The 25,919-nt window shown below is 69.8% G+C and carries 26 protein-coding genes; 21 read left to right on the top strand and 5 right to left on the bottom strand.

Going from position 1 to position 25,919, the window contains the following annotated elements:
* From BOX37_RS19425 to BOX37_RS19395, 7 genes are all read left to right on the top strand, one after another.
* Positions 1-2,172, top strand: a complete 2,172-nt coding sequence (locus tag BOX37_RS19425; RefSeq protein WP_240504944.1) for a primosomal protein N' — start codon at positions 1-3, stop codon at positions 2,170-2,172.
* Between the two features lie 345 nt (positions 2,173-2,517).
* Entirely contained in the window at positions 2,518-3,195 is a 678-nt protein-coding gene (locus BOX37_RS19420; protein ID WP_071928902.1) for a PadR family transcriptional regulator, read from the top strand.
* Between the two features lie 104 nt (positions 3,196-3,299).
* Entirely contained in the window at positions 3,300-4,277 is a 978-nt protein-coding gene (locus BOX37_RS19415) for an esterase/lipase family protein (protein ID WP_420811632.1), read from the top strand.
* Positions 4,278-4,363: 86 nt separating this feature from the next.
* On the top strand, positions 4,364-4,903 hold the full coding sequence (gene def, locus BOX37_RS19410; RefSeq protein WP_071928901.1) for a peptide deformylase: 540 nt from the start codon (positions 4,364-4,366) through the stop codon (positions 4,901-4,903).
* The gene (fmt, locus tag BOX37_RS19405; RefSeq protein ID WP_071928900.1) at positions 4,903-5,826 is read left to right on the top strand and encodes a methionyl-tRNA formyltransferase; all 924 of its coding nucleotides are present in this window, start codon (positions 4,903-4,905) and stop codon (positions 5,824-5,826) included. Before def ends, fmt begins: the two co-directional genes overlap by 1 nt.
* 556 nt (positions 5,827-6,382) lie before the next feature.
* Positions 6,383-7,741 carry an RsmB/NOP family class I SAM-dependent RNA methyltransferase gene (locus BOX37_RS19400; protein WP_071931667.1) on the top strand — a complete coding sequence of 453 codons (1,359 nt, stop codon included), beginning with the start codon at positions 6,383-6,385 and terminating at the stop codon, positions 7,739-7,741.
* Between the two features lie 218 nt (positions 7,742-7,959).
* The gene (locus BOX37_RS19395) at positions 7,960-8,307 is read left to right on the top strand and encodes an MmcQ/YjbR family DNA-binding protein (protein WP_071928899.1); all 348 of its coding nucleotides are present in this window, start codon (positions 7,960-7,962) and stop codon (positions 8,305-8,307) included.
* Between the two features lie 19 nt (positions 8,308-8,326).
* On the opposite strand, the gene BOX37_RS19390 is transcribed toward BOX37_RS19395, so the two are convergent.
* Complete coding sequence (locus BOX37_RS19390; RefSeq protein ID WP_420811631.1) at positions 8,327-9,133, bottom strand: RNA polymerase sigma factor SigF; 807 nt, start codon at positions 9,131-9,133, stop codon at positions 8,327-8,329.
* A 95-nt stretch (positions 9,134-9,228) separates the two neighbouring features.
* The gene (locus BOX37_RS19385) at positions 9,229-9,651 is read right to left on the bottom strand and encodes an ATP-binding protein (protein ID WP_071928898.1); all 423 of its coding nucleotides are present in this window, start codon (positions 9,649-9,651) and stop codon (positions 9,229-9,231) included.
* A gap of 98 nt (positions 9,652-9,749) precedes the next feature.
* Between BOX37_RS19385 and rpe the strand changes: the two genes are divergently transcribed.
* A complete protein-coding gene (rpe, locus tag BOX37_RS19380; protein ID WP_071931665.1) occupies positions 9,750-10,406 on the top strand; it encodes a ribulose-phosphate 3-epimerase in 657 nt (218 codons plus the stop codon).
* A gap of 9 nt (positions 10,407-10,415) precedes the next feature.
* Here rpe and BOX37_RS19375 read toward each other — a convergent pair whose 3' ends face one another.
* The gene (locus BOX37_RS19375) at positions 10,416-10,814 is read right to left on the bottom strand and encodes a hypothetical protein (protein ID WP_338039702.1); all 399 of its coding nucleotides are present in this window, start codon (positions 10,812-10,814) and stop codon (positions 10,416-10,418) included.
* A 594-nt stretch (positions 10,815-11,408) separates the two neighbouring features.
* On the opposite strand from BOX37_RS19375, the gene BOX37_RS19370 reads away from it, so the two are divergent.
* The 6 genes from BOX37_RS19370 to BOX37_RS19345 all read left to right on the top strand — a co-directional run bounded on the left by BOX37_RS19370 (position 11,409) and on the right by BOX37_RS19345 (position 16,085).
* Positions 11,409-12,032: a riboflavin synthase gene (locus BOX37_RS19370; protein ID WP_071928896.1), complete on the top strand. Its 624-nt coding sequence runs from the start codon at positions 11,409-11,411 to the stop codon at positions 12,030-12,032.
* A gap of 206 nt (positions 12,033-12,238) precedes the next feature.
* Complete coding sequence (locus BOX37_RS19365; RefSeq protein ID WP_071928895.1) at positions 12,239-13,483, top strand: bifunctional 3,4-dihydroxy-2-butanone-4-phosphate synthase/GTP cyclohydrolase II; 1,245 nt, start codon at positions 12,239-12,241, stop codon at positions 13,481-13,483.
* A 31-nt stretch (positions 13,484-13,514) separates the two neighbouring features.
* Positions 13,515-13,991, top strand: a complete 477-nt coding sequence (gene ribH, locus BOX37_RS19360) for a 6,7-dimethyl-8-ribityllumazine synthase (RefSeq protein WP_071928894.1) — start codon at positions 13,515-13,517, stop codon at positions 13,989-13,991.
* A 2-nt stretch (positions 13,992-13,993) separates the two neighbouring features.
* On the top strand, positions 13,994-14,488 hold the full coding sequence (locus BOX37_RS19355) for a PH domain-containing protein (RefSeq protein ID WP_167660047.1): 495 nt from the start codon (positions 13,994-13,996) through the stop codon (positions 14,486-14,488).
* A 37-nt stretch (positions 14,489-14,525) separates the two neighbouring features.
* On the top strand, positions 14,526-15,098 hold the full coding sequence (locus BOX37_RS19350) for a helix-turn-helix domain-containing protein (protein WP_071928893.1): 573 nt from the start codon (positions 14,526-14,528) through the stop codon (positions 15,096-15,098).
* A gap of 135 nt (positions 15,099-15,233) precedes the next feature.
* On the top strand, positions 15,234-16,085 hold the full coding sequence (locus BOX37_RS19345; protein WP_071928892.1) for a class I SAM-dependent methyltransferase: 852 nt from the start codon (positions 15,234-15,236) through the stop codon (positions 16,083-16,085).
* A 13-nt stretch (positions 16,086-16,098) separates the two neighbouring features.
* Here the strand turns inward: BOX37_RS19345 and BOX37_RS19340 are convergent, their stop codons facing one another.
* A complete protein-coding gene (locus BOX37_RS19340) occupies positions 16,099-17,832 on the bottom strand; it encodes a gamma-glutamyltransferase family protein (protein WP_240504943.1) in 1,734 nt (577 codons plus the stop codon).
* Here BOX37_RS19340 and BOX37_RS35410 point away from each other — a divergent pair.
* Together BOX37_RS35410 and BOX37_RS19335 are read left to right on the top strand one after the other, a co-directional pair.
* Positions 17,816-18,064, top strand: a complete 249-nt coding sequence (locus BOX37_RS35410; RefSeq protein WP_240504942.1) for a hypothetical protein — start codon at positions 17,816-17,818, stop codon at positions 18,062-18,064. The two genes, BOX37_RS19340 and BOX37_RS35410, sit on opposite strands and share 17 nt — an antisense overlap.
* 150 nt (positions 18,065-18,214) lie before the next feature.
* Positions 18,215-18,922, top strand: a complete 708-nt coding sequence (locus tag BOX37_RS19335) for an HAD family hydrolase (RefSeq protein WP_071928890.1) — start codon at positions 18,215-18,217, stop codon at positions 18,920-18,922.
* 166 nt (positions 18,923-19,088) lie between these two features.
* Here the strand turns inward: BOX37_RS19335 and BOX37_RS19330 are convergent, their stop codons facing one another.
* A complete protein-coding gene (locus BOX37_RS19330; protein ID WP_071928889.1) occupies positions 19,089-19,502 on the bottom strand; it encodes a hypothetical protein in 414 nt (137 codons plus the stop codon).
* 108 nt (positions 19,503-19,610) lie between these two features.
* Between BOX37_RS19330 and uvrC the strand changes: the two genes are divergently transcribed.
* The 5 genes from uvrC to gap all read left to right on the top strand — a co-directional run bounded on the left by uvrC (position 19,611) and on the right by gap (position 25,915).
* A complete protein-coding gene (gene uvrC, locus BOX37_RS19325; protein WP_071928888.1) occupies positions 19,611-21,599 on the top strand; it encodes an excinuclease ABC subunit UvrC in 1,989 nt (662 codons plus the stop codon).
* 124 nt (positions 21,600-21,723) lie between these two features.
* Positions 21,724-22,680: an RNase adapter RapZ gene (rapZ, locus tag BOX37_RS19320; protein ID WP_071928887.1), complete on the top strand. Its 957-nt coding sequence runs from the start codon at positions 21,724-21,726 to the stop codon at positions 22,678-22,680.
* A complete protein-coding gene (locus BOX37_RS19315; protein WP_071928886.1) occupies positions 22,677-23,732 on the top strand; it encodes a gluconeogenesis factor YvcK family protein in 1,056 nt (351 codons plus the stop codon). The genes rapZ and BOX37_RS19315 overlap by 4 nt, the downstream gene beginning before the upstream one ends.
* Positions 23,723-24,706 (top strand): DNA-binding protein WhiA, encoded by a 984-nt coding sequence (gene whiA / locus BOX37_RS19310; RefSeq protein WP_071928885.1) that lies wholly within the window; start codon positions 23,723-23,725, stop codon positions 24,704-24,706. The genes BOX37_RS19315 and whiA overlap by 10 nt, the downstream gene beginning before the upstream one ends.
* A 192-nt stretch (positions 24,707-24,898) precedes the next feature.
* Entirely contained in the window at positions 24,899-25,915 is a 1,017-nt protein-coding gene (gene gap, locus BOX37_RS19305; protein WP_071928884.1) for a type I glyceraldehyde-3-phosphate dehydrogenase, read from the top strand.
* The last annotated feature ends 4 nt before the right edge of the window (positions 25,916-25,919 follow it).

Here is a 25,919-nt window from a genome sequence, read left to right as displayed (position 1 = left end):
GTGGCAGCGGACGATCCATCGACACCAGCGGGACACCCGATCGCTCGGGTGCTCCCGCTGCTGTCGCCCGCGCACCTGGACCGTGATTTCGACTACCTGGTCCCGCCCGAACTCGACGAGATCGCGCAGCCCGGTGTGCGGGTGCGCGTCCGTTTCGCCGGCCGCCTGGTGGACGGATACCTGCTGGCCAGGCTCCCGCGCACCGACCACACCGGCAAGATGATGCCGCTCGAGCGGGTCGTGTCCGCCGAGCGGGTCCTCACGCCGGAGATCCTGCGGCTGGCGACGTCGGTCGCCGCGCGGTACGCGGGCACCCGCGCCGACGTGTTGCGCCTGGCGATTCCGCCGCGGCACGCGAGCACGGAAAACGGCGGGGCGAAGAAGTCGTCGAGCAAGAAGAAGGCGGCCGAGCATCACGTGACGCCACCGCGCCAGGTCGAATCCCACGCTGCCGCCGAAGAACCCGGCACGGAATCGCGCCCCGGCGGGCTCTCGTCGCAGCGCGATTCGGGTAGCGCCGGGGCGCTGGCAGGTGCGCCGGGTGATGCCGCGTCGGGCGCCGATGTGGCACCGGTCGTGGACACCGCGGCGTGGGGTCGGTATGTACACGGCGGTGCCTTTGTCGCTGCCCTGGCCGACGGTCGCGGACCGCGGGCGGCGTGGCAGGCGCTGCCGGGGGAGGACTGGGCGGCTCGGCTGGCCGAACTCGCGGCGACGGTGGCGGCCGGTGGGCGCAGTGCGGTACTGATGGTGCCGGATCAGCGGGATCTCGATCGATTGCTCGCCGAATGTATTCGGCTGGTGGGGGATTCGGCTGTCGGGCTGTCGGCGGGACTGGGGCCCGCGGCGCGATACCGGCGGTGGCTGGCGGTGCTGCGCGGGCAGGCGCGGATTGTGGTCGGGACACGGGCCGCGGTGTTCGCGCCGGCGAAGGACCTCGGGCTCATTGCTCTCTGGGACGATGGCGACGACACCTACGCCGAACCGCGCTCCCCGTATCCACATGCCCGTGAAGTGGCGATGCTGCGCGCGCACGAGACCGGCGCCGCCTTCGTCGCGGCCGGGTTCGCCCGCACGGCCGAAATTCAGGCCGTCGTCGAATCCGGTTGGGCACGTGACCTTCTGGCCGAACGGCAGGTCCTGCGCGAGGTGTCACCCCGGATCAGCGCGCCCGGCGACACCGACTTCGCGCTGGAACGTGACGCGCTGGCCCGCGCGGTGCGCATGCCCGGCGTGGCCTTCGCGGCCGCGCGCGCCGCGATCAAGGAGAACGCGGCCGTCCTGGTCCAGGTGCCGAGGCGGGGGTATGTCCCGTCGCTCGCGTGCGCGAAATGCCGCACGCCCGCCCGTTGCCGCCACTGCAACGGGCCACTGGCACTGCCTCAGTCGGCCGACGGTGAAGCGGCGAGCCCCCAGTGCAAGTGGTGCGGCATCACCGAGGCCGCGTTCCGCTGTCAAGCCTGCGGCGCGCGGGCACTGCGAGCGATGGTGATCGGTGCGGCCCGCACCGCCGAAGAGCTCGGCCGGGCCTTTCCCGGCGTGCCGATCCGGGGGTCGGGCGGCGGGGAGGTGCTCGACACGGTCGAGCCGGGCGCCCAGGTCGTCGTCGCCACTGTCGGCGCGGAACCACTCGTACGCGGCGGCTACGGTGTGGCGCTGCTACTCGACGGCTGGGCCCTGCTCGGTCGCGCCGATCTGCGCGCCACCGAGGACACCCTGCGCCGTTGGATGGGCGCCGCCGCGCTGGTCCGCCCGCGCGGTCAGGTGATCGTGATGGCCGAACCCGCCCTGCCCACCGTCCAGGCGCTGGTCCGCTGGGATCCTGTCCACCACGCCGCCGCCGAACTGGCAGCCCGCGCCGAAGTCGGCTTCCCGCCTGCCGTACGCCTGGCCGCCATCGACGGCACCACGGCCTCCATCGCCGAGTTGCTCGACGCCGCGACACTTCCCGACGGCACCGAAGTCCTCGGCCCGGTCCCCCTTCCGCCCACCGCGCGCACGCCGTTCTCCGGCGCCGACAGCCCCGCCGAGGTCGAACGGATGCTCCTGCGCGTCCCACGCTCCGGCGGCGCCCCCCTCGCTCGCGCCCTCGCCGCAGCCCAGGCAGTCCGCAGCTCTCACCGCTCCGACGCGCCACTGCGCGTCCAGATCGACCCGGTCGACATCGGCTGATCGGCTCCGGCCCGCACGAGCACGTGTCCGCAACAGCCGTCGGGGAGTTCTCCGCGTGTCGCGGTCCCGAGCGAGCCCCTCGCCGACGGCTTGTGCCGGAATCCGCCGACGGCCCCGTCGCCGCCGGAGCGGGTCTGCTGGTCAGCGGATCGATCTCGCCGACCACGGCAATGGCAGGCCGGTCCACCGGCCGCGCGGGACTTCCAAGGCCCGAAATTCCCTTGTCGCGTGACACCTCGGCTGCGCTCGGTGGGAAGTGAGGCGCAGACCACCCTTGCGCTCGATGCATTGCCGATATATCGTCGATAGCGTAAAGAATAACCGCGAGAGCCCGAGGAGGCTGTCATGCACAACCGAGAAGAAAGAGAATTCGGACACTTCGGCCGCGGGCGAGGGCCCGGCTTCGGCGAATTCGGTACCGAACGACGGCAGTTCCGCCGGGGCGGGCGACACGGGCACGGCCCCGAGTTCGGACCGGGCTTCGGGCCTGGCTTCGGACCGGGCTTCGGTCCCGGTTTCGGCCGGGGGCGAGGCCGCGGTGGTCGGGGCAGGCGCGGTGACGTGCGGGCGGCAGTCCTGCTGCTGCTCGCCGAGCGGCCCATGCACGGCTACGAGTTGATCCAGCGGATCCGCGAGCGCAGTGACGATGTCTGGCGCCCCAGCCCGGGGTCGATCTACCCGGCATTGGCCCAGCTCGAGGACGAGGGCCTGGTGCTCATCGAGAAGGTGGCCGGTCGCAAGACCGCGCAACTCACCGACGAGGGCAAGGCCTATGTGGAGACCCATCGCGACGAAATCGGCGATCCCTGGGCCGAGGTCAGGCAGGATGTCGGCGCCCAGGCGCTGGATCTGCGCGGGCTGGTCGGGCAGGTGATGGGCGCGGTCGGACAGGTCGCCGCGGTCGGTACTCCGGAGCAGGCGGCCAGGGCCGCCGAGGTGCTCACCGAGACCCGCCGCGCGCTGTATCGCATCCTCGCCGAGGACGATCTCGCTCCCGAGGGCGACGCAACCCCCGAGAAGTGAGGGCGGCGTGAGCCCCTTGGTCGAGGTGCGGTTGTCGGTCCCATGGAGTAGATCTTTGGGATATGGAACAGCCGCGAGGTGTGTGGGGTTGGGGAGTATCACCAATACGCAGGAGGGTGTCGGCCGCGGCGCTCGCCTGCACGGCGGTGGTCGGTGTGTCGCTCGCGCCGATCGCCGCCGCGGAACCGGCGGGCTATCGGCCCCCGGTCATCCCGAGTCAACCGGGACCACCGCAGTCCGATCATCTCGCCGCGGCCCGCTACATCGCCACCCATCCGGACGCGGTTCCGTCGGGCGTCAACGACTTCGAGTGCCGACCCACCGTTGATCATCCCCGCCCGGTGGTCCTCGTGCACGGCACGGACTCGAGCGCGTACTCCGACTGGGCCGGGATCGGTCCACAACTGGTCGAGGCGGGCTTCTGCGTCTTCGCGCTGAACTACGGCGGCAAGCCGGATGCGGACACCTACGGCACCGAGGACATGCGGATCGGCTTCGCCCAGCTCGCCGAGTTCGTCGATGACGTGCTCGACGCGACCGGGGCGGCGAAGGTCGACCTGGTCGGGTTCTCCCAGGGGGCGAACGTGAGCCGGTTCTATGTCAACAAACTCGGCGGCGCACCGAAGGTCGACACCTGGGTCGGACTGGCTTCGCCCAGCTACGGCGGCGTGATGTACGGACTGGTGCCGGTGGGGCAGGCCGTCCCCGGACTGCTGGACGTCTACGCGCAGGTCACCTCGGTCGCGGCGGTGCAGCAGGCGCAGGGCGCCCCGCTGATGCTCGAACTCAACGAGGGTGGCGACACCGTGCCCGGCGTCCGCTACGTCACCGTGGGCAGCCGGGTCGACGAGATGATCCAGCCCTTCGACAACATCGCCCTACGCGGTCCCGGCGCCGAGAACCTCGTCCTCCAAGACCTCTGCGCCGACGACCTGACCGGCCACTTCCACCTGGTGTACGACCCCTTCGTCCAGCAACTGCTCCTGCGCGTGCTCGACCCGGCGAGGGCGCCGGAGCCGGTGTGCGAGCCGGTTCCGCTCGGCACCGGGATTCCGGATGTGATCATCGCCGGAAACTCCTGACCGCCGCGTCGGACGGGCGGTCGGAGGCGCCGCGAACGGAAACTAGAATGGGGCGACCGCCAACAATCCGCCAGCCGGGAGCCGCCGTGACCATTCAGCCCGTTCGCCTGTTCGGCGATCCGATTCTGCGTTCCCGTGCCGACACGGTGACCGAGTTCGGCGCCGAGCTCGCCCAGCTGGTCGCCGATCTCACCGAGACGATGCACGACGACGGTGGCGTCGGGATGGCGGCGCCGCAGATCGGGGTGGGGCTGCGGGTGTTCGTCTACGACACCGGCGATGCCGCCGGACACGTGGTGAACCCACAGTGGTCCGCCATCGGCACGGACGAACAGGTCGGGCCCGAGGGCTGTCTGTCGATCCCCGGCGTGCGCTACGACGTGCGCCGGGCGCTGCGCGTGCGGGTCACCGGTGTCGACAGCGCCGGTGCGCCGCTCGCATTCGAGGCCGAGGACCTGCTCGCCCGCTGTGTGCAGCACGAGACCGATCACCTCGACGGCGTGCTGTTCGTCAGCCGGCTCGAACCCGAGGACCGCAAGGACGCGATGCGCACCATCCGCGAATCCGACTGGTTCCGTGCCGGTGTCACCGTGCGCGAATCCAGCGGTGTGGGCGGTGGCCACTGATGCGCGTGGTCTTCGCGGGCACGCCGGACCCGGCGGTGCCGTCACTGCGCAGGCTGATCGAGAGCGAGCGCCACGAGGTCGTCGCGGTGGTCACCCGGCCCGACGCCGTCGCGGGCCGTGGCCGCAAGATCAGCCGGTCGCCGGTGGGTCAGCTGGCCGACGAGCACGGCATCCCGGTGCTCACCCCGCACAAGCCCGCCGAGCCCGAATTCGTCGCCGCGCTCACCGAATTGGCGCCCGACTGCTGTCCGGTGGTGGCCTATGGCGCGCTGCTGCCCCAGCAGGTGCTGGACATCCCCACGCATGGCTGGATCAACCTGCACTTCTCGCTGCTGCCGGCCTGGCGTGGCGCGGCGCCCGTGCAGGCCGCCATCGACGCCGGTGACGACATGACCGGCGCGTCGACCTTCCTGATCGAAGCGGGCCTGGACACCGGCCCGGTGTACGGGGTGATGACCGAGAAGATCGGCCTCACCGACACCGCGGGCGAACTGCTCGCCCGGCTCGCCGAGGCGGGTGCGGTCCTGCTGGAGAAGACCCTTGACGGTGTGGAAGACGGGGAGCTGCGAGCGATTCCACAGTCCAACGATGGTGTGTCCTATGCGCCCAAGGTGACCGTGGAGGCGGGCCGGATCGGATTCGACGAACCCGCCCTGTCCATCCACCGCCACATCCGCGCCGTCACCCCGGCGCCCGGCGCGTGGACCGAGGTGAACGGGCTGCGCCTCAAACTCGGCCCGGTGGAGATGGTGGAGGAAACCTTGCCCGAACGCGAGATCGAGGTGCGCAAATCCGGCGTCTTCGTCGGTACATCGACCACCGCGGTCCGCCTCGGTCAGGTCCAGCCACCCGGCAAGAAGATGATGAACGCCCTCGACTGGGCCCGCGGCGCCCGCCTCGCCCCCGGCACGGTGATCGGATGAGCGAGCGCAGCGAGCGGCGAATGAGCACAGCTGCCACGGCGTTCGCGCCGGAGCCGGGCGTCACCGAGGTGCAGCCATGAGTGCCTCCGATCGTCGGCGCCGCCGCGAAGCCGACCAGCGCAGCGGCACCCCGCCACGCCAGGAAGGCAAGGTCACCGCCAAGAACGTCGATGGCGGCTGGGCCGCCCGCGCCGCCAAGGGCAAGACCACGGGCATGCCCCGTACCGACGACGACCGCTGGAGTACCCGCCGTGAGGGCGAGGGCACTGACCGTGGCGCACGGCCTGCTTCGAATCGTGCGGGGACGGATCGTGCGGGTGATTCACACCGACGTTCGGGTGCGGCGGAGCGCGACAGCGGGACTGCCGGCACCGGGCGTGCTCCGGGTCGCGTAGGCAACGCCCGCGTCGGCGGGGCGAAGGATGGTTCGCGGGTAGGTGGTGCGAAAGGTGTTCCGCGCGCGGGCGATTCGCGTGGTTCGGGTCCGGTCCGGTCCGGGGCAGATGCGCCCGATGCCAAGCGGGATCGGCGGCGGGCCGAGCGGCCTGATCCGAGTGTGCCGAGTCCGCGGAAGCGGCGGGGTGAGTCGACCGATCCGGCACGCGAGGTCGCCCTGGACGTGTTGCGCGCGGTGCGTGAGCGCGACGCCTATGCCAACCTCGCGCTGCCGAAGTTGATGCGGGAGCGCAAGATCGGTGGCCGGGATGCCGCGTTCGCGACCGAACTCACCTATGGCGCCAGTCGTTCGCAGGGCCAGCTCGACGCGGTGATCGCGGCGTGCGCGGGCAGGCCGGTGGCCGAGATCGACGGGCCGATCCTCGACATCCTGCGGCTCGGCGTCTACCAGCTGTTGCGCACGCGCACCGGCGCCCACGCCGCCGTCGACACCTCTGTCGACCTGGCGCGCGCCGAATTCGGCCAGGGCAGAGCCGGTTTCGTGAACGCCGTGCTGCGGCGGGCAGGGGAGAAGACCGCCGAGGAGTGGGTCGCCGAATTGGCGCCCGCCGACCCGGTCGGGAAACTCGCCTTCGAATACGCCCACCCCACCTGGATCGCCCAGTCCTTCGCCGACGCGCTCGGCGCGCAGGCAGGAGAACTCGGTGACCTGCTCGCCGCCGACGACGAGCGGCCGGTGGTGCACCTCGTGGCCCGGCCCGGCGAGATCACCGCCGAGGAGCTGGCCCTGGTCACCGGCGGTGAGGAAGGCCGCTTGTCGCCGTACGCGGTGCACCTCGACGGTGGTGACCCCGGACAGCTGGAGCCCGTCCGCGAGGGCATCGCGGCCGTGCAGGACGAAGGCAGCCAGCTGGTCGTCCTCGCCCTCACTCGCGCACCCCTCGACGGCCCCGACCAGGGCCGCTGGCTCGACCTCTGCGCGGGCCCCGGCGGCAAGGCGGCCCTGCTGGGCGCATTGGCCGCCATCGACCTGTTCACCGTCGACGCCGTCGAACCGGCCGAACACCGCGCCGAGCTGGTCCGCAAATCCACGCGTGGCCTGCCCGTCACCGTGCACGTCGCCGACGGCCGCGACAGCGGCCTGACCCCCGGCTACGACCGTGTCCTGGTCGACGCACCGTGCACCGGCCTCGGTGCCCTGCGTCGCCGTCCCGAGGCCCGCTGGCGCCGCACCCCGGCGGACATCCCGGAACTGGTCACCCTGCAGCGCGAACTCCTCACCGCCGCCTGGGACCTCGTGCGCCCCGGCGGGGTCGTCGTGTACTCGACCTGCTCGCCACACCTGTCCGAGACCGTCGCGGTGGTCGCCGACTTCGTCCGCCGCACCGGCGCCGAACAACTCGACACCCGCGAATACCTCCCCGGCGTCACCGGCCTGGGCGAAGGTCCCTCCGCCCAGCTGTGGCCCCACCGCCACGGCACCGACGCGATGTTCCTGGCAGCCCTGCGCAAGAGCTGACCGAGCCCGCCGCCGACGGCCCACGCCTACCGACACGCTGATCGGTACGGCGCGTCGTCGAGCGACGAGGTCGGCGGCCAGGCCATAGCGCCGCCGCTCGACGGCAGCCGCGGCCGCTGGACCCCGCCGTTGCTGGTGGAGGTGCACAGCGGGCCGGGCCGAGTACGACGCGACATTCGTCCAAGCCTGACCCGGCATCAGCAGAGCAGAATCAGCACATGCCGATGACATGGGAGCAAGTGGTGGCGGTGGCGACCGCGCTGCCGGGTGTGGAGGAAGGCACCTGGTGGCGCAGTCCCGGCCTGAAAGTGGGTGGTAAGGGCTTCGCGCGCCTGCGCGTCGAAGCCGAGGGCGGTCTCGCCCTGCTGTGCGACCTGGCGGAGAAGGAGGCGCTCCTGGCCTCCGATGATCCGGCGTTCTACACGACCCCGCACTACGACGGTCACCCGTTCGTGCTCGTCGACCTCACGGTGGTTGACCCCGGTCAGCTCGCCGAGCTGGTCGACAGCGCCTGGTGGCTACGAGCGCCCGCGCGACTACGTCGCGAACGGTCCGCCGCGCAGTGATCCGCTTGTCCGGGTGAGCTCAGTCCCGTTCGGACAGTTCCCGCAGGCGGGCAAGGGTTTTCGCGAGGATCCGGGACACGTGCATCTGCGAGATGCCCAGCTGCGAGGCGATCTGCGTCTGGGTCATCGACTCGAAGAACCGCATCGTCAGGATGCGGCGTTCCCGTTCGGGCAGCCCCGCCAGCAGCGGCCGCACCGCGATGTACTCCTCGACCCGGTCGAACTGCGCTTCCTCCTCGCCGAGGGTGTCGAGCAGGGAGGCATCGCTGTCGCGACCGACCGAGGCGGCATCGATCGAGGTGGGCTGATACGCGTTGCCCGCGATCACCGCCTGGGTGACCTCGTCGGGGTCCACGTCGAGTTCGGCCGCGATCTCCTTGGCCGTGGGGGAGCGGCCGAGGCGCTGCGAGAGCTGATCGACCGCGGCGCCGATGCGCAGATGGGTCTCCTTGACCCGGCGCGGAACTCGCATCGCCCAGGTGTTGTCGCGGAAATAGCGTCGGACCTCGCCCATGATCGTCGGCACCGCGAACGACAGGAAGTTCGAGCCGCGGCTCAGATCGAAGCGATCGACCGCGTGCACCAGACCGACCCGGGCCACCTGTGACAGATCGTCGAAGGGCTCACCGCGACCGCTGAACTTCCGGGCGATGTGATCGGCCAGCGGAATGCAGCGATTGATCAACGCGTCGCGTGCCACGGCGTGCGCGACACTGCCCGGTTCGGTCGCCGCGAGCCGTTCGAACAGCGCGCTGACGTCGTCGTAGCCCGACACCGGCGCGGGGGGCTCGGTCTCCTCGGCCGGGGTCTGTTCCGCCTCGACCAGGGGCTCGGCCTCGGCGGCGGGTTTCTCGGTGCCGTTGGCTTCGGTGGGTGTCTGCTGGTCGGGTCTGTGGTCTTCGGTGGTGTCCTCGCCGTGCACTACGCCTTCCCCCGGACCCGACGGAATCGGACCGTCGTCGGATACCCGGACACCGCCGGGTCGAAGCCCTGCTGCTCAGCGGTGACCTCGTCACTGAGCGTGCGCAGCACGTGCCAGCCGAAACTGCGTTGATCGGGCATGCCCGCACGACCCGCGACGCCGTCGACGCGGACCAGCAATTCGGTGTCACCGACGACGAATTCGCAGGTGAGCAGCGAGCCGGGCGCGGCGATCGCGATGAGGGTCGAGCACACCTCGTCCACGGCGAGGCGCACGTCGGCCACCTCGTCGAGGGTGAAATCGCTGAGTAGAACCAGGGTTTCGGCCAACCCGCGCAGGATCGGCAGCTGGGTCAACGATGCTGCTACGCGAATCTCCACCGGGGCGCTGAACAGCCCTTGCTCCGCCGAAATATTGGTCACCCTATGCAGGCTACCCACAACCGTGGAGGGCAATCACCATTTGGTCGGTACACTGGCGCGCTGTGTCCACCCCCACCTTCTCCCGCACCGATCAGCCCATGATCGCTCCGTCCATCCTGTCTGCGGACTTCGCGCATCTGGCCGACGAGGCCGCCGCCGTCGAGGGCTCCGATTGGCTGCATGTGGACGTCATGGACGGTCACTTCGTGCCCAATCTCACACTCGGCCTGCCCGTGGTGGAGAGCTTGCTGAAAGCGACCGACATCCCGCTCGACTGCCACCTGATGATCGACAATCCGGGTCGCTGGGCGCCGGGCTACGCGGAGGCGGGCGCCTACAACGTCACTTTCCACGCCGAGGCCACCGAGGATCCGATCGCGGTCGCCCGCGACATCCGCGCCGCGGGCGGCAAAGCGGGTCTGTCGGTGAAGCCGAACACCCCGATCGAGCCATACCTGGAGATTCTGCGGGAATTCGACACCCTGCTGGTCATGAGCGTGGAACCCGGTTTCGGCGGGCAATCGTTCATCGCGAGCGTGCTGGAGAAGGCGCGCATCGTGCGCGGGCTGGTCGACTCGGGTGAATTGCAGCTCGTCGTGGAAATCGACGGCGGCATCAATGCCGACACCATCGAGCAGGCCGCGGCGGCCGGTATCGATTGTTTCGTCGCCGGATCGGCGGTCTACAACACCGCCGACCCCGGTGCCGCGGTGAAGTCGTTGCGCCGTCAGGCCGCGACTGTCTGGGCTTCGTAGCGAAGCGATTCAGAGGGAGCGGAGTTTGCGGGCGCCCAGTGTCCGCACCGCCTCGATCACCGCGTCCAGCGGCGGCCGATTGTCTGCGGCATCCGGCGCCTGCACCCAGGTGCGATAGCCGGTGCGCTCGTCCTCGGGCGAGGGCAGCACGATCTGGCTGCCGTGGCACGCGACCGTGGTGTAGAGCCGGAACAGTTCGGCCGACGCGGTGGGCGTGAGGGTGTCGGGTCGGCAGGGTCCGGTGAGGAAGGTCCAGCGCCGGGCCCGGGGATGGTCGACGACCGGCCCCGCGATGGCGGCGCCGCGCAGTCGGGCCTGTACCCGCTCGCCCAGATCGCCGGGCATGGTGACCGCGCCGTAGTGCGCGCCGATCTGCAGCAGGATGCGACGGGAGTCGGGGTCGATCACCGCGGGTAGGTGTAGTTCTCGCCGATACCGGACGCAACGAATTTCCAGTATGGAATCGACCAGTGTGCTCACGCGGCACCCTCACATGTATCGAAACTGATGTGACCCACAGTGTTGGCTGACTTCCTGGAGTGTGTGGACTATCCCTGGGTCGAACTCCCGGCGGCTGCTTCGCCCCGAGATATTACGCCGTTGAACAGCGGGAATCGGTGACATAACAATATTGCGTCAATGGCGGGAGCGGCGCAAGCATTCGAATCACCGTGTTTCGAGTTCGTCATCCCGGGTAATACGACGGTAGCGCGCCCGCTCAATTAACGGGGCCGAGTAACCGAAAATTCGTTTGAAGGACAACCGCCGGAATGATTGACGGCGGTGCATCGTCATGTCGAGACACATTCGCCGCCGCATCGATGCCCGTGCGTTCGTTTCCGGTGACCTGATCATGCGTGCGGTCGGGTTCGATCCCGGCCGGTACCGTGCTCACCGGCCCCGCCACTAGGCTGTGCGGCGAACGGTGGCCGCCGGGAATAGCGGCCACCCATCGGCTGTTGGGCCCGAACGGGTACCGACGACGCGACAAGGGAGTCAGGCATGTTCACAGGGATCGTCGAGGAGCTGGGCGAGATCGTGGCCACCGAACAGCTGGCCGACGCCGCCCGGCTGACCATTCGCGGCAAGCTGGTGACTTCCGATGCCGGGCACGGCGATTCGATCGCCGTCAACGGCGTGTGTCTGACCGTGGTCGACGTGGTCGACGGCGACAGCTTCACGGTCGACGTGATGGCCGAGACGCTGAACCGGTCGAGCATCGGCGCCCTGGTCGAGGGCTCCCGGGTCAACCTCGAGCGCGCGGCCGCCCTCGACAGCCGCCTCGGCGGGCATCTCGTGCAGGGCCACGTCGACGGCACCGGCACCGTGCTCTCGCGCACCCCCTCGGAGAACTGGGAGATCGTGCGCATCTCGCTGCCCGACGCCATCGCGCGCTATGTGGTGGAGAAGGGCTCGATCACCGTCGACGGCGTCTCGCTCACCGTCTCCGGACTCGGCATCGCCGACGACGCGGCCGCCGACGGCAACCGCGACTGGTTCGAGGTCTCCCTGATCCCGACCACCCTCGCGCTGACGGTCCTCGGTACAGCCCCGGTCGGCACCACGGTCAATCTCGAGGTCGACGTGATCGCCAAGTACGTGGAACGACTCGCTCAGCGAGGGTGACTCAGCAGACGGTGGGCGTCACCGAACTGCGGGACCGCACGCCGTAATGTAGGAGTTCATTGCCGTCCTCAGGGCAGTTCTCGGCCGCCTCGATTCTGGACTGACCAGAGGGTGCGACGAAGGAGTGCCCGCCGGGAGGGAAGAATCGAGGCCCCAGGGCCGAGAAACCCGCGGCCCCGGCCGCCAAGAATACGGAGCAAGCAGACGTGACCAGGTTGGACAGCATCGAGCGCGCGGTCGCCGATATCGCGGCGGGTAAGGCTGTTGTCGTCATCGACGACGAGGACCGGGAGAACGAGGGCGATCTCATCTTCGCGGCCGAGAAGGCCACCCCGGAGCTGGTCGCGTTCATGATCCGCTACACCTCCGGCTACATCTGCGTGCCGCTCACCGCCGCCGACTGCGACCGGCTCGGCCTGCCGCCCGCCTACGCGAACAATCAGGACAAGCACGGCACCGCCTACACCGTCTCGGTCGATGCCCGCGAGGGCATCACGACCGGTATCTCCGGCGCCGACCGGGCCGTCACCATGCGTCTGCTGGCCAGCGGCGAGACCAAGGCCGACGACTTCACCCGCCCCGGCCACGTGGTGCCGCTGCGTGCCAAGGACGGCGGCGTGCTGCGCCGACCGGGCCATACCGAGGCCGCGGTCGACCTGGCCCGGATGGCCGGGTTGCGTCCCGCGGGCGTGATCTGCGAGATCGTCAGCCAGAAGGACGACGGGCACATGGCCCGCACCGATGAGCTACGCGTTTTCGCCGACGAGCACGACCTGGCGATGATCTCGATCGCCGACATGATCGCCTGGCGGCGCAAGCACGAGAAGCACGTGGTGCGGGTGGCCGAGGCCAGGATTCCCACCGCGCACGGCGATTTCAAGGCCGTGGGCTACCAGAGCATCTTCGACGAGGCCGAACACGTGGCGCTGGTGCGCGGCGACATCGGCGACGGTGAAGATGTGCTGGTGCGGGTACATTCCGAATGCCTCACCGGTGACGTCTTCGGCTCGCTGCGCTGCGACTGCGGTCCGCAGCTGGACGCGGCACTCGAGATGGTCGACGCCGAGGGGCGCGGTGTGGTGCTCTACATGCGCGGGCACGAGGGTCGTGGCATCGGCCTGATGCACAAATTGCAGGCCTACCAGCTGCAGGACACCGGCCGCGACACCGTCGACGCCAACCTCGATCTCGGCCTGCCCGCCGATGCCCGTGACTACGGCACCGGTGCCCAGATCCTGGTCGACCTCGGCATCCGTTCGATGCGCCTGCTCACCAACAATCCGGCCAAACGCGTCGGCCTCGACGGGTACGGACTCGGGATCACCGAGCGGGTGCCGATGCCGTTGCGCGCCAACGCCGAGAACCTGCACTACCTGCGCACCAAGCGAGATCGGATGGGCCACGACCTGGTCGGCCTCGACGATCTGGACCTGGGCGAGACCGCGCAGTGATCAGCACGCACATTCCAGAAAGGCGGCAACGATGAGCGGCACCGGTGTCCCCACCTTCGCTTTGGCACAGGCCAAGGACGTCAAACTCGGCATCGTGGCCTCCCGCTGGCACACCGAGATCTGCGACACCCTGGTGGCGAATGCCGAGCGGGTGGCCAAGGAAGCCGGCGTCGAGCAGGTGACCGTGGTGCGCTGTGCCGGGGCGATGGAACTACCGGTGGTGGCTCAGGAGTTGGCCCGCACACACGACGCGGTCGTCGCGCTCGGCGTCGTGATCCGTGGCGGTACACCGCATTTCGAGTACGTCTGTGACGCGGTGACCGCCGGCCTGACCCGGGTGTCGCTGGACGCGGCCACCCCGGTCACCAACGGTGTGCTCACCACCAACACCGAGGACCAGGCGCGCGACCGGGCCGGCCTGCCCGGCTCCGCCGAGGACAAGGGCGAGCAGGCGTGCGCCGCCGCCCTCGACGCCGCGCTCACCCTGCGCGCACTGCGATCGGCGTGACCGTGCCCGTCGTGCGGATCTGGCGTCGCGACGCGCCCTCGCCCGAACCCGAGTCGGCATGGGATCTCGAGGTGCGACCACGGCGCGCGATCCGTACCGCGGTGGTGATCGCGATCGTCATCCTTGTCGCGTTCACCGCGGGTGGGTTGTTGCTGCTGCGCGCCGGCTCCACCGGGGTGAATTTCCGGTTCGCCGACCAGGTCGCGGTGATCCTGATCGGCGTGTTGGGCGCAGGCGCGGTGCTGATGCTGACCCGTCCACGGGTCCGCGTCGGTGCGGCGGGCGTCGCGGTTCGCAACATCCTCGGCGAGCAGCTGTACCCGTGGGACTACGTCCGCGGCGCCGCCTTCCCCGACCGCAAGTCCTGGGCCCGCCTGGAACTCGCCGACGACGACTACGTCCCCATGCTGGCGATCCGTTCCAACGACAAGGTCCACGCCGCCGAAGCCATGGAGCGCCTGCGGGCACTGGGCGCCCACTACACCGACCAGGACTGATCGCTCCGCCTTGCGGTACGGACATAGGCTTTCGCCTATGACGCAAGAAGATGGCGAGCTGGACGGCCTCGTGCGCAAGCGCATCCGGGCGTTGCGGGTGGCGCAGGGGTACTCGCTGGAGGAACTCGCTTCGCGCGCGCATCTGAGCCAGTCCACCCTGTCGCGGATCGAGAACGGTCAGCGCCGGCTCGCGCTCGATCAGTTGGTCACCCTGGCCCGGGCTCTGGACACCACGTTGGATCAGCTGGTGGAGACCGCCGCCGACGATGTCGTGAGCAGTCCGACGATCGACGCCGCGTATGGGTTGATGCGCTGGGCGATCAAAGGGGAACCGGGGCTGAGCGTGGTGCGCCAGCGGATGACCGAACCGCCGCCGGACAACCCCGCCCGAATGCGCGCGCACCCCGGCCGGGAGTGGCTGGTCGTGCTGTCCGGCACCGCGATCCTGATGCTCGGTCACCGGCGCTTCCGGGTCGAGACCAATCAGGCCGCCGAGTTCCCCACGATGCTGCCGCACGCCATCGGGGCCGAAGGCGGCCCGTGCGAGATCATCGGCATCTTCGACCGGGACGCTCGCCGAGGTCATCAGCGCGACGACGAGAATGCGTGAGGCGAGGTCTGCGCTCGCGGGTGCCACCTCCGCCGACCGCCGCGCGTTTGCGTGTGGGGCACCCCGGACGGCGCCCTCCTTGCCAATACTGGGAGGCAGCTTGCCTCAAGCGCATGTCGACCTAGTGTGGTGAGCATGGCCCATTCACACTCGACCACCCACCACACGGCCGCGGCCGTCACCGCGCAGGCCGAGATCCTCGACCTGGATGCCGAGATTCTCGCCGAGTACGCCACCGCCATCGCCGCGTGGCTGCCCGTCCAGGCGTCGCCGCGCGAGATCGTCGACCTGGGCAGCGGCACCGGCGCGGGCACGTTCACGCTGCTCGCGCGATTCCCCGATGCGCGCGTCCTCGCGGTCGACTCCTCCGTCGATCACCTCCGCCGCCTCCACGACAAGGCCTGCGCCACCGGCGTTCTCGACCGGGTACACACCGTCACGGCCGACCTCGACGCCGCCGACTGGCCCGACCTCGGCACACCGGACCTGGTCTGGGCCTCGGCCTCGATGCACCACATGGCAGACCCCGCTCGCACCCTGCGCAAGGTCTACGACGCACTCGGGCCCGGCGGCCTGTTCGCCGTCGTCGAGCTGGCCGGGCTACCGCGATTCCTGCCGGAGACCGCTCCGGCCGACCGCCCCGGGCTCGAGGAGCGGTGTCACGCCGCGACCACCGGCTTCCACGCCGAGCATGTCCCCCACCGGGGCGCGGACTGGGGTCCGATGCTGACCGCGGCCGGGTTCTCCGTCGAGGGAACACACACCTTCGCCGTCGACATGGCGGGTGAGCGAAATCCGGCGATCGGCCGCTACGCACTCACCGTGCTGCAACGCGTCCGCCACCGTGTCGCCGAGACGATCCCAGCCGAGGACCTCGCCGCCCTCGACCGCCTCCTCGACACCGGCAGCCCGCACAGCGTCCTACGCCGCGACGACCTCGCCCTGCGGACCGAACGCACCGTCTGGGCTGCCCGCCGCGCGGACTGACACCGGGAACCGCTCAGCGGGTGTCGCCGAGCACCACACCCTCCCGGCGGGGATCCGCCCCGCCGATCCAGCCGTCCTTGTCGTCGCGCCGCAGCGCGCTGAGCCCGCTGGCCTGCGGCGCCACCGAGACCTCGTGGCCCATGGCGCGCAGCTGCTGAACGAGGGGATCGTTGTCGCCGTTGTCGGTGGCATCGATCGCGGGATGCTCCCCGCCGACCCCGGTGACCGGCGTATTCGCCGCGCCGAAGGACACCCCGGACACCGCCTGTTGCGGATCCAGCCCCCAATCCAGTGCGCCGATCAGGGTTTTCACGACGAACTGGATGATCACCGAACCGCCGGGCGAACCCGTCACCAGGGCGAGGTCACCGCGGTTGCCGCTGTCGTCACGGTCGAACACCAGGGTCGGCGCCATCGAGCTGCGCGGGCGCTTGCCCGGCTCCAGCCGGTTGGCGACCGGGATGCCCTCGGCGTCCACCGGATCGGCGGCGAAGTCGGTGAGCTGATTGTTCAGCAAGAACCCGTTGACGAAATGGAACGAACCGAACGCCGACTCGACCGTCGTGGTCATCGCGGCGGCATTGCCGTACTTGTCGACCACCGAGACGTGGCTGGTGCCGTGCTCGGGCGGTTGCGGACCGACGCCCAGCGGGACCGGACCGAGGTTGCCGGGTTCGGCGGTACCCATGCTGCGCAGCGGATCGATCAGGGTCGAGCGTTCCTTCAAGTACTGCGGGTGCACCAGCGACAGTGCCGAATTGCCTGGCAGCGGAACGAAATCCGGGTCCGCCACGTACTTGTTCCGGTCGGCGTAGGCGAGTCGCTCGGCCTCGGAGATCAGGTGTACGGCCTGGGCCTGGGGGCGGCCGCCGTTGCGGTCGACGTCGTGCGGGCCGAGCGCGCCGAGATCGAAATTGGCCAGGATTCCGAGAGTCGCGGCGACGGTGCTGCCGCCCGAGGACGGCGCGGGCATGCCGCACAGCTCGAACTTGCGATAGCCCGTGCACAGCGCGGTGCGCTTCACCGCTTCGTATTCGGCCAGATCGGTGGTGGTCAGCAGGCTCGGGGTACGCCCGCCCGCCGTGCTGCCCGCCGCTTCGACGATGTCCTGGGCGAGAGGGCCGGTGTAGAGCGCCTGCGCGCCGTCGGTGGCGATGGTGGACAGCGTCTTGGACAGTGCCGGATTGGTGAGCACGGTGCCGGATTTCTTCGGTGAGCCGTCGGCTTCGAGGAAATAGCCGCGCGCGCCCTCGTCGGCGGCGAGGTCCTCGGCCGACTCGGCGATCTGGCCCGCCAGGCGCGGGCTGATCTCGAAACCGCTGTCGGCCAGGCTGATCGCGGGATCGAAGAGCTCCCGCCAGGAGGTCATCCCGTGCTCGCGGTGGGCGAGTTCGAGCATCCGGACCACTCCGGGCACGCCGATCGAACGGCCGCTGGCGCGGGCGTCGGGCACCGGTTCGGTGCGGTCGGTATCGCTGATCCAGCGCAGGGAGTTCTCGGTCGCCGCGGCGGGTGCGGTTTCCCGGCCGTCGTAGGCCTCGACCATGCGCGACTTGGCGTCGTAGTGCACCAGGAAGGCGCCGCCGCCGATGCCGGAGGCCTGCGGTTCGACCAGGCCGAGCACCGCCTGCGCGGTGACCAGCGCGTCGGTCGCCGTTCCGCCCGCGCGCAGCACCCGGCACGCGGCCTCGGTGGCGATCGGGTTGGCTGTCGACACCGCGTAGGTGCTGGTGCGCACGGCCGTCATGTCGGCGCGGTACCCCGACGCGATCTCGGGGTTGGTGCTGAGATTCGGGGTGGTCGGTGCGCCGTCGGAGGTGGGCGTCGCCGCGGTCACCGGGGTGCCGTGGGGAGTGCTGGTGCACTCCGCGTTCGTCCTGTCATCGGTCGAACAGCCCGTCAGTACCCCCAGCGTGAGCACTGCGGCCGTCGTGGCCCCGATCCACGTCCGTCGCCTTGGCGTCATCCTGGCAGCCTAACGCCGCCGCCGCCGACCAGGCCGCCTTTTCCGGTCGCGCGCTGACGCCCTCCTGCCCTGCCCGCGACGCCGCGGTGACGTCCCGGCGACACTTCGGTTGCCGATCCGGATTCGGTCGAGCCGCCCCGCGCGGAGTCGTTACTCTGGCGAAATGGGTATCGGCGAAACGGGTATCGACGCGGTGTTGTTCGACTTCTCCGGCACGGTCTTCCGGCTCGAGGACGACCGGGCCTGGGCCGACGAACTCGTCGGCGACGACGGCACGCCGTTCGACGTGGCCGCCAAAGCCGAAGTGCTGCGCCGGATGACGGCACCGGTCGAACAGTTCATGACCTTCGACGCCGCGGGCCAGCACGCCTGGGACAACCGTGATCTCGACCCGGCGCTGCACCGGCACGCCTATCTCGCGGTGCTGCGCGGCTCCGGCGTCCCCGACACACAGGCCGCGCGGCTCTACGACCGCCTGATCGACCCGTTGGCCTGGACCCCGTATCCCGATACCGGAACGGTGCTGAACGCCCTGGCCGCCCAGGGCATTCCGATCGGCGTGGTGAGCAACATCGCCTTCGACATCCGTCCCGCCTTCGCCGGCCACGGCTGGGACGGCCTGATCGGCGCGATGACGCTGTCCTACGAGGTCGGCGCGATCAAACCCGATGCCCGGATCTTCCGGGACACCATCGACCGCCTCGGCGCGGACCCCGAGCGCGTACTCATGGTGGGCGACAGCGCCGAGGCCGACGGCGGCGCGACCGCGCTGGGCGCCCGATTCGCCCTCGTCGAGCCGCTGCCGACCGCCCAGCGCCCGCGCGCGCTCGTCGAGGCACTGGCCGCCCACGGAATCTCGACGTCGCACTGAGCCGCTGTCCGGGTCTCGGAGATCCGGCCTCGGCCGCGCTCGGTCAGCGCGGCCGGGTGAACCACTTGGTGAACCCGAAGGCGAGGGTCGCCAGAAGGAGGAAGGGCAGGAATCCCGGGATCGCGGCTCCCGCGGTCTCGGGTCGGGCCGAGGTGACCGGCTCCGCTCAGCGTGCTTCGGCGAACCAGCGTTTCGCGGAGGGGCGCAGCAGCAGCGCCGCGATCGTGCCGTGGGCCACGACGCCGACCAGGCCCGGCGGCAACTTGGTGAACAGGCCGGTGGACGACACGACGGCGCCCACCAGCGCGACGGTGATCGTGGCCAGCCGCAACCGCTCGCCGCGACGGGAGAACAGCAGCACCAGCGGAACCAGCGCGAAGGTGGGCACGTAGCCCGCCACCAGGAGACCGACCGAATAGGGCTGACTCAACGCGATGGCCATCCCGAGGATGACGACGCCGACGGCGGCCGCGCCCACGGCGATGATCCGGGCGCCGCGCACGGTGCCGGGTGGGACCCAGGGCGGGGTCACGTCGTCGTCGTGATCCGGGTGCGGCGGGCGGGTGGAGGCGCTGGTCATCGGACATCCTTTCGGCACGGAATCCGGATACTCACGGTACAGGCGGACGGATCGGCCTCCCGGCTCGGCTCACGCGAGCCTGTCGGGGGTGCTCGCTAGGCTGGACGAGTGGCAGATCCCGCGACCTACCGGCCCGCGCCGGGCACCATTCCCGTCGAACCCGGGGTGTACAAATTCCGGGACTCCCACGGCCGGGTCGTCTACGTCGGCAAGGCCAAGAGCCTGCGCAGCCGGTTGAACTCCTACTTCGCCGATGTGTACTCCCTGCATCCGCGCACCAGACAGATGGTGACCACCGCGGCCGGGGTCGAGTGGACGGTGGTCTCCACCGAGGTCGAGGCACTGCAGCTCGAATACAACTGGATCAAGGAATTCGATCCTCGGTTCAATGTGCGCTACCGCGACGACAAGACCTACCCGGTGCTCGCGGTGACGCTGAACGAGCAGTACCCGCGTCTGTTCGTCTACCGCGGCGCCCGCAAGAAAGGCGTGCGCTACTTCGGCCCCTACGCCCACGCCTGGGCCATTCGCGAGACCCTCGACCTGCTGCTGCGGGTCTTCCCCGCCCGCACCTGCTCCAACGGAGTCTTCAAGCGGCACAACCAGATCGGGCGCCCCTGCCTGCTCGGTTACATCGACAAGTGCTCGGCCCCGTGCGTGGGCAGAGTCACCGCGGGCGAGCACCGCCAGATCGTCGAGGACTTCTGCGACTTCCTCTCCGGCAAGACCGACAAGATGGTGCGAGCCCTGGAACGGCGCATGCACGAGGCCGCCGAGGACCTCGACTTCGAGACCGCCGCCCGCCTGCGCGACGACGTGCAGGCCCTGCGGCGCGCGCTGGAGAAGCAGGCGGTGGTGCTCGGCAGCGGCACCGACGCCGACGTGATCGCCTTCGCCACCGACGAGCTGGAGGCCGCCGTGCAGATCTTCCACGTGCGCGACGGCCGGGTGCGCGGTCAGCGGGGCTGGGTCGTCGACAAGTCGGGCGACGCGCTCGATGTCGCCGAGTCCGGCACCGCGCTCGCCGCCCTCGTCGAACAGTTCCTCACGCAGTTCTACGGCGAGCAGGCCGCGCTGGCCGAGCAGAACGCCGATGGTGACGTGGTGATCGTCCCGCGTGAGGTGCTCGTCCCCGAACTGCCCGGTGACGCCGTCGAGATCCAGGAGTGGCTGAGCAGACTGCGCGGCTCCGCGGTCTCGCTGCGGGTGCCCCAGCGTGGTGACAAGAAGGCTCTCGCGGAGACGGTGCAGCGCAACGCGATGGAGTCACTCGCTCAGCACAAACTCAAAAGAGCCGGTGATCTGACCTCGAGATCGCAAGCGCTGCAAGATATTCAGGACGCACTGGAACTCGACAGTGCGCCACTGCGGATCGAGTGCGTCGACATCAGCCATGTGCAGGGCACCGACGTGGTCGCCTCGCTGGTGGTGTTCGAAGACGGTCTCGCCCGCAAATCCGACTACCGCCACTACACGATCAAGGAGGCCGCCGGCGAGGGCCGCTCCGACGACGTCGGCAGCATCGCCGAGGTGACGCGCCGCCGCTTCGCCCGGCTGGCCCGCGACCGCGAGCAGGTCGTCGACATCGAACCCGACGAGGTCGACGAGCCCGCTTCACGCCCCGGCATCGACCCGACCACCGGCCGCCCGCGCCGCTTCGCCTATCCGCCGAATCTCTACGTCGTCGACGGTGGCGCGCCGCAGGTCGCCGCCGCCGCGGAGGTGCTCGACGAACTCGGCATCACCGATGTCGCGGTGATCGGCCTGGCCAAGCGACTGGAAGAGGTGTGGGTTCCCGGCGAACCCGACCCGGTGATCATGCCGCGCAACAGCGAGGCGCTGTATCTGCTGCAACGCGTGCGTGACGAGGCGCACCGATTCGCCATCACCTTCCACCGCTCCAAGCGATCGCGCCGGATGACGGCATCGGCACTGGACTCGGTGCGCGGACTCGGTGAGGCGAGGCGAACCGCGCTGGTCACCCACTTCGGCTCGGTCGCCCGGATCAAGGAGGCCACGGTCGACGAGATCACCTCCGTGCCGGGCATCGGGGTCTCCACGGCGAAAGCCGTGCTGGCAGCGCTGAACAGTGCGTAACGGGGGGAGTGGGGCCGGGATCGCAGGACGCAACATTGCGAGTGCCGTACGTTGTGTGTCTGCGCCCGATACCCGAACCGGTGCGGGATGATCGAAAGGCACCCAGAAACGGATCCGGTAGGACATGACACGCGTCGAATCGAACAACAATGCGGGGGTGGCACCCGGTGAGTCCGGGTCGGTCACCGACACACAGCAACCAGTAGAAGTGGTGATCGTCACCGGCCTGTCCGGTGCGGGCCGTGGCACCGCCGCGCGCGTACTGGAGGACCTCGGCTGGTACGTCACCGATAATCTGCCACCCGAGCTGATCGGGCGGATGATCGAACTCGGCGCCGCGGCGCAACCGCCGATCCGGCGCCTCGCGCTGGTGATGGACGTGCGGAGCCGGTTCTTCACCGGTGACCTGTCCGGCGTCACCGAGCAGTTGCGGTCGGCGGGCATCCGAACGCGCGTGCTGTTCCTCGAGGCCTCCGACGATGTGCTGATCCGGCGGTTCGGCTTCGCCCGGCGCAGGCATCCACTGCAGAGCGACAGCCCCGACGGCACCCTCTCCGCCGGCCTGACCGCCGAGCGGGTCCGGCTCGGGGCGGTGAAGGCCGCGGCCGATCTGGTCATCGACACCACCGAGCTGTCGATCCACCAGTTGCACCGCAAACTGGAAGAGGCCTACGGTGCTGGCGCGCCAGCGGCGCTGCAACTGACCGTGCAGTCGTTCGGCTTCAAGTACGGTGTTCCCCTTGACGCCGACATGGTGTTGGACGTGCGATTTCTGCCCAATCCGCATTGGATTCCGGAATTGCGGGAACACACGGGACAGGAATCGGTGGTCAGCGACTACGTGTTGTCGAGGCAGGGTGCGCAGGACTATCTGCAGACCGGCAAGCACCTGGTCGACCTGACCACGACCGGATACCGGCAAGAGGGGAAGCGATACATGACGGTGGCAGTGGGGTGCACCGGCGGTAAACATCGCAGCGTTGCGATCGCCGAGGCGCTCGGTGAACGCATCGGCGGCGACACCGGGCACGCGGCGGTTGACGTCGTCCGCGTCGTGCACCGGGATCTGGGGCGCGAATGAGTGGGCCCCCAGAAGGCCCCGCCGACCCGGCCGTCGTCGCGCTCGGCGGCGGCCACGGGCTCTACGCCACGCTGAGCGCGGTCCGCCGGGTGACCCAGCGGATCACCGCGGTGGTCACCGTCGCCGACGACGGCGGATCCTCCGGCCGGCTGCGCGGCGAACTGGGCATGCTCCCGCCGGGCGATCTCCGGATGGCGCTGGCCGCGCTGTCCGAGGACGCCGACGGCGTGTGGACGACGGCGGTGCAGCACCGCTTCGGCGGTACCGGCGCGCTGGCCGGGCACTCGGTGGGCAATCTGATCCTGGCCGGGCTGACCGATGTGCTCGGTGACCCGGTGGCCGCGCTCGACGAGGTGGGCCGACTGCTGCGGATCACCGGCCGGGTGCTGCCGATGTCGCCGATCCCGCTCGACATCGAGGCCGAAGTGTCGGGCCTGGAGTCGGATCCGCGGATCGGCCGGTGCGTGCGCGGCCAGGTTGCGGTGGCGACCACGCCGGGTAAGGTCCGGCGAGTGCGGCTGATTCCGTCCGATCCGCCTGCCAGTCCCGAGGCGGTCTCGGCCATCGAACACGCGGATGTAGTTGTGTTGGGCCCTGGTTCGTGGTTCACCAGCGTCATCCCGCATGTCCTGGTGCCGGGACTGCGCGAGGCGCTGGTGCGTACCGCGGCGCGCAAGGTGCTCGTCTTGAACCTGGCCGCGGAGCCGGGGGAGACGGCCGGGTTCTCCGCGGAACGTCATCTGCATGTATTGTCCCAGCACGCACCGGATTTCGCGGTCGACGAGGTGCTCGTCGACTCGGCGTCGGTGCCCGAGGGGCGGCAACGGGAACATGTGGCAAGAGCCGCCGAACAGTTGCGCGCACGGGTAACGTTCTGCGATGTTGCCGAGCCGGGGACGGATCGGCATCATCCCGGAAAACTGGCCGCCGCACTGGATCAGCTGATCCGGTCGCCGCGGTCGCAACTGGCAGGGCTTCGAGTCGAGGGACGACGCACGGTCTCAGATGTGCGTTCCGGGTCGGTGGGAAAGGAGCGCGTCTCGTGGCGATGACAGCCGAGGTGAAGGACGAACTGAGCAGGCTGGTGGTGTCGCAGGTCAGCTCGCGGAAGGCGGAGCTGTCGGCCCTGCTGCGGTTCGCGGGTGGCCTGCACATCGTCGGCGGCAGGGTGATCGTCGAGGCCGAGGTCGACATGGGCTCCATCGCCCGGCGACTGCGCCGGGAGATCTTCGAGCTCTACGGTTACGGCTCCGACGTGCACGTGCTCGGTGCGGGTGGATTGCGCAAGACCTCGCGGTATGTGGTGCGGGTGTCGAAGGAAGGCGAGGCGCTGGCTCGCCAGACCGGTTTGCTCGATGTGCGCGGACGCCCGGTGCGCGGCTTGCCCGCCCAGGTGGTCGGCGGCAGCATCGGTGACGCCGAAGCGGCTTGGCGCGGCGCGTTTCTCGCGCACGGTTCGCTCACCGAGCCGGGGCGGTCCTCGGCGCTCGAGGTGAGCTGCCCCGGTCCCGAGGCGGCGCTGGCGCTGGTGGGCGCGGCCCGGCGGCTCGGCATCACGGCCAAGGCGCGCGAGGTGCGAGGCACCGATCGGGTCGTCGTCCGGGACGGCGAGGCGATCGGCGCGCTGCTCACCCGGATGGGCGCCCAGGACACCAGGCTCACCTGGGAGGAACGGCGGATGCGCCGCGAGGTGCGCGCCACCGCCAACCGACTGGCCAATTTCGACGACGCCAACCTGCGTCGCTCGGCCCGCGCCGCGGTCGCCGCGGCGGCCAGGGTGGAGCGGGCGCTGGAGATCCTCGCCGACGACGTCCCCGACCATCTCGCCGCGGCGGGCCGGCTGCGGGTGCAGCACCGGCAGGCCTCGCTCGAGGAACTCGGCCAGCTGGCCGACCCGCCGATGACCAAAGACGCGGTGGCGGGCCGGATTCGGCGACTGCTGTCGATGGCCGATCGGCGGGCCAAGGACCTCGGCATTCCGGATACCGAGTCCGCGGTGACGGCCGAACTGCTCGACGACGCCTGACGGCCGTGCGGTGAATCGACATAAGGGGCAGAGCGGTCATGTGTGATCGCTCTGCCCCTTGTCATTTTGTGCATTCCGGGTGGTGGAGTGCCGGGAACTCACAAACCGCAGGTGGGGTGTCGGTGGGGTTGGCACGGCTACTACTGTGGTGACGGTCGGAATGAATCCGCTTGAAAGCTGAGGAGCGATAACGTGACTGTCCGGGTAGGTATCAACGGCTTCGGTCGTATCGGACGTAACTTCTTCCGTGCGGTGGAGGCGCTGAAAGCTGTCGGCAAGACCGATATCGAGATCGTCGCGGTCAACGACCTCACCGACATCAACACCCTCGCCACGCTGCTGAAGTACGACTCCATCCTGGGTCGGCTGCCGCAGGAGGTCTCGGTCGACGGTGACACCATCGTGGTCGGCGAGCAGCGGATCAAGGCGCTCGCCATCAAGGAGGGCCCGTCGGCGCTGCCGTGGGGCGACCTGGGTGTCGACGTCGTCGTGGAGTCCACCGGCATCTTCACCGATGCCGCCAAGGCCAAGGGTCACCTCGCCGCGGGCGCCAAGAAGGTCATCATCTCCGCGCCGGCCTCCGGCGAGGACATCACCATCGTGATGGGCGTCAACGATGACAAGTACGACGGCAGCCAGAACATCATCTCCAACGCCTCGTGCACCACGAACTGCCTGGGCCCCATCGCCAAGGTGCTCAACGACGCCTTCGGCATCGAGCAGGGTCTGATGACCACCATCCACGCGTACACCCAGGACCAGAACCTGCAGGACGCGCCCCACAAGGACCTGCGTCGCGCTCGCGCCGCGGCCCTCAACATCGTGCCCACCGGCACCGGCGCGGCCAAGGCCATCGGCCTGGTCCTGCCCGAGCTGCAGGGCAAGCTCGACGGCTACGCCCTGCGCGTGCCGGTCCCGACGGGCTCGGTCACCGACCTGACCGCCACCCTGAAGAAGGCGGCCACCGTCGAGGAGATCAACGCCGCGCTCAAGGCCGCCGCCGACGGCCCGATGAAGGGCATCCTCAAGTACAACGAGGACCCGATCGTCTCCAGCGACATCGTCACCGACCCGCACTCCTCGATCTACGACGCGCCGCTGACCAAGGTCATCGGCAACGAGGTCAAGATCGTGTCCTGGTACGACAACGAGTGGGGCTACTCCAACCGCCTGGCCGACCTCATCGGTCTCGTCGGCAAGTCGCTGTAGACAC

Source organism: Nocardia mangyaensis (genome assembly GCF_001886715.1).
Lineage (GTDB): Bacteria > Actinomycetota > Actinomycetes > Mycobacteriales > Mycobacteriaceae > Nocardia > Nocardia mangyaensis.
This window is presented reverse-complemented; position numbering and strand designations above follow the sequence as displayed.

Excerpts from the sequence above, each read along its gene's own strand:
- BOX37_RS19420 (WP_071928902.1), top strand. The coding sequence starts at position 2,518 with ATGCACAACCGAGAAGAAAGAGAATTCGGACACTTCGGCCGCGGGCGA.
- fmt (WP_071928900.1), top strand. The coding sequence starts at position 4,903 with ATGCGCGTGGTCTTCGCGGGCACGCCGGACCCGGCGGTGCCGTCACTG.
- BOX37_RS19395 (WP_071928899.1), top strand. The coding sequence starts at position 7,960 with ATGCCGATGACATGGGAGCAAGTGGTGGCGGTGGCGACCGCGCTGCCG.
- rpe (WP_071931665.1), top strand. The coding sequence starts at position 9,750 with ATGATCGCTCCGTCCATCCTGTCTGCGGACTTCGCGCATCTGGCCGAC.
- BOX37_RS19370 (WP_071928896.1), top strand. The coding sequence starts at position 11,409 with ATGTTCACAGGGATCGTCGAGGAGCTGGGCGAGATCGTGGCCACCGAA.
- ribH (WP_071928894.1), top strand. The coding sequence starts at position 13,515 with ATGAGCGGCACCGGTGTCCCCACCTTCGCTTTGGCACAGGCCAAGGAC.
- BOX37_RS19350 (WP_071928893.1), top strand. The coding sequence starts at position 14,526 with ATGACGCAAGAAGATGGCGAGCTGGACGGCCTCGTGCGCAAGCGCATC.
- BOX37_RS19345 (WP_071928892.1), top strand. The coding sequence starts at position 15,234 with ATGGCCCATTCACACTCGACCACCCACCACACGGCCGCGGCCGTCACC.
- BOX37_RS19340 (WP_240504943.1), bottom strand. The coding sequence starts at position 17,832 with ATGACGGCCGTGCGCACCAGCACCTACGCGGTGTCGACAGCCAACCCG.
- BOX37_RS19335 (WP_071928890.1), top strand. The coding sequence starts at position 18,215 with ATGGGTATCGGCGAAACGGGTATCGACGCGGTGTTGTTCGACTTCTCC.
- BOX37_RS19330 (WP_071928889.1), bottom strand. The coding sequence starts at position 19,502 with ATGACCAGCGCCTCCACCCGCCCGCCGCACCCGGATCACGACGACGAC.
- rapZ (WP_071928887.1), top strand. The coding sequence starts at position 21,724 with ATGACACGCGTCGAATCGAACAACAATGCGGGGGTGGCACCCGGTGAG.
- BOX37_RS19315 (WP_071928886.1), top strand. The coding sequence starts at position 22,677 with ATGAGTGGGCCCCCAGAAGGCCCCGCCGACCCGGCCGTCGTCGCGCTC.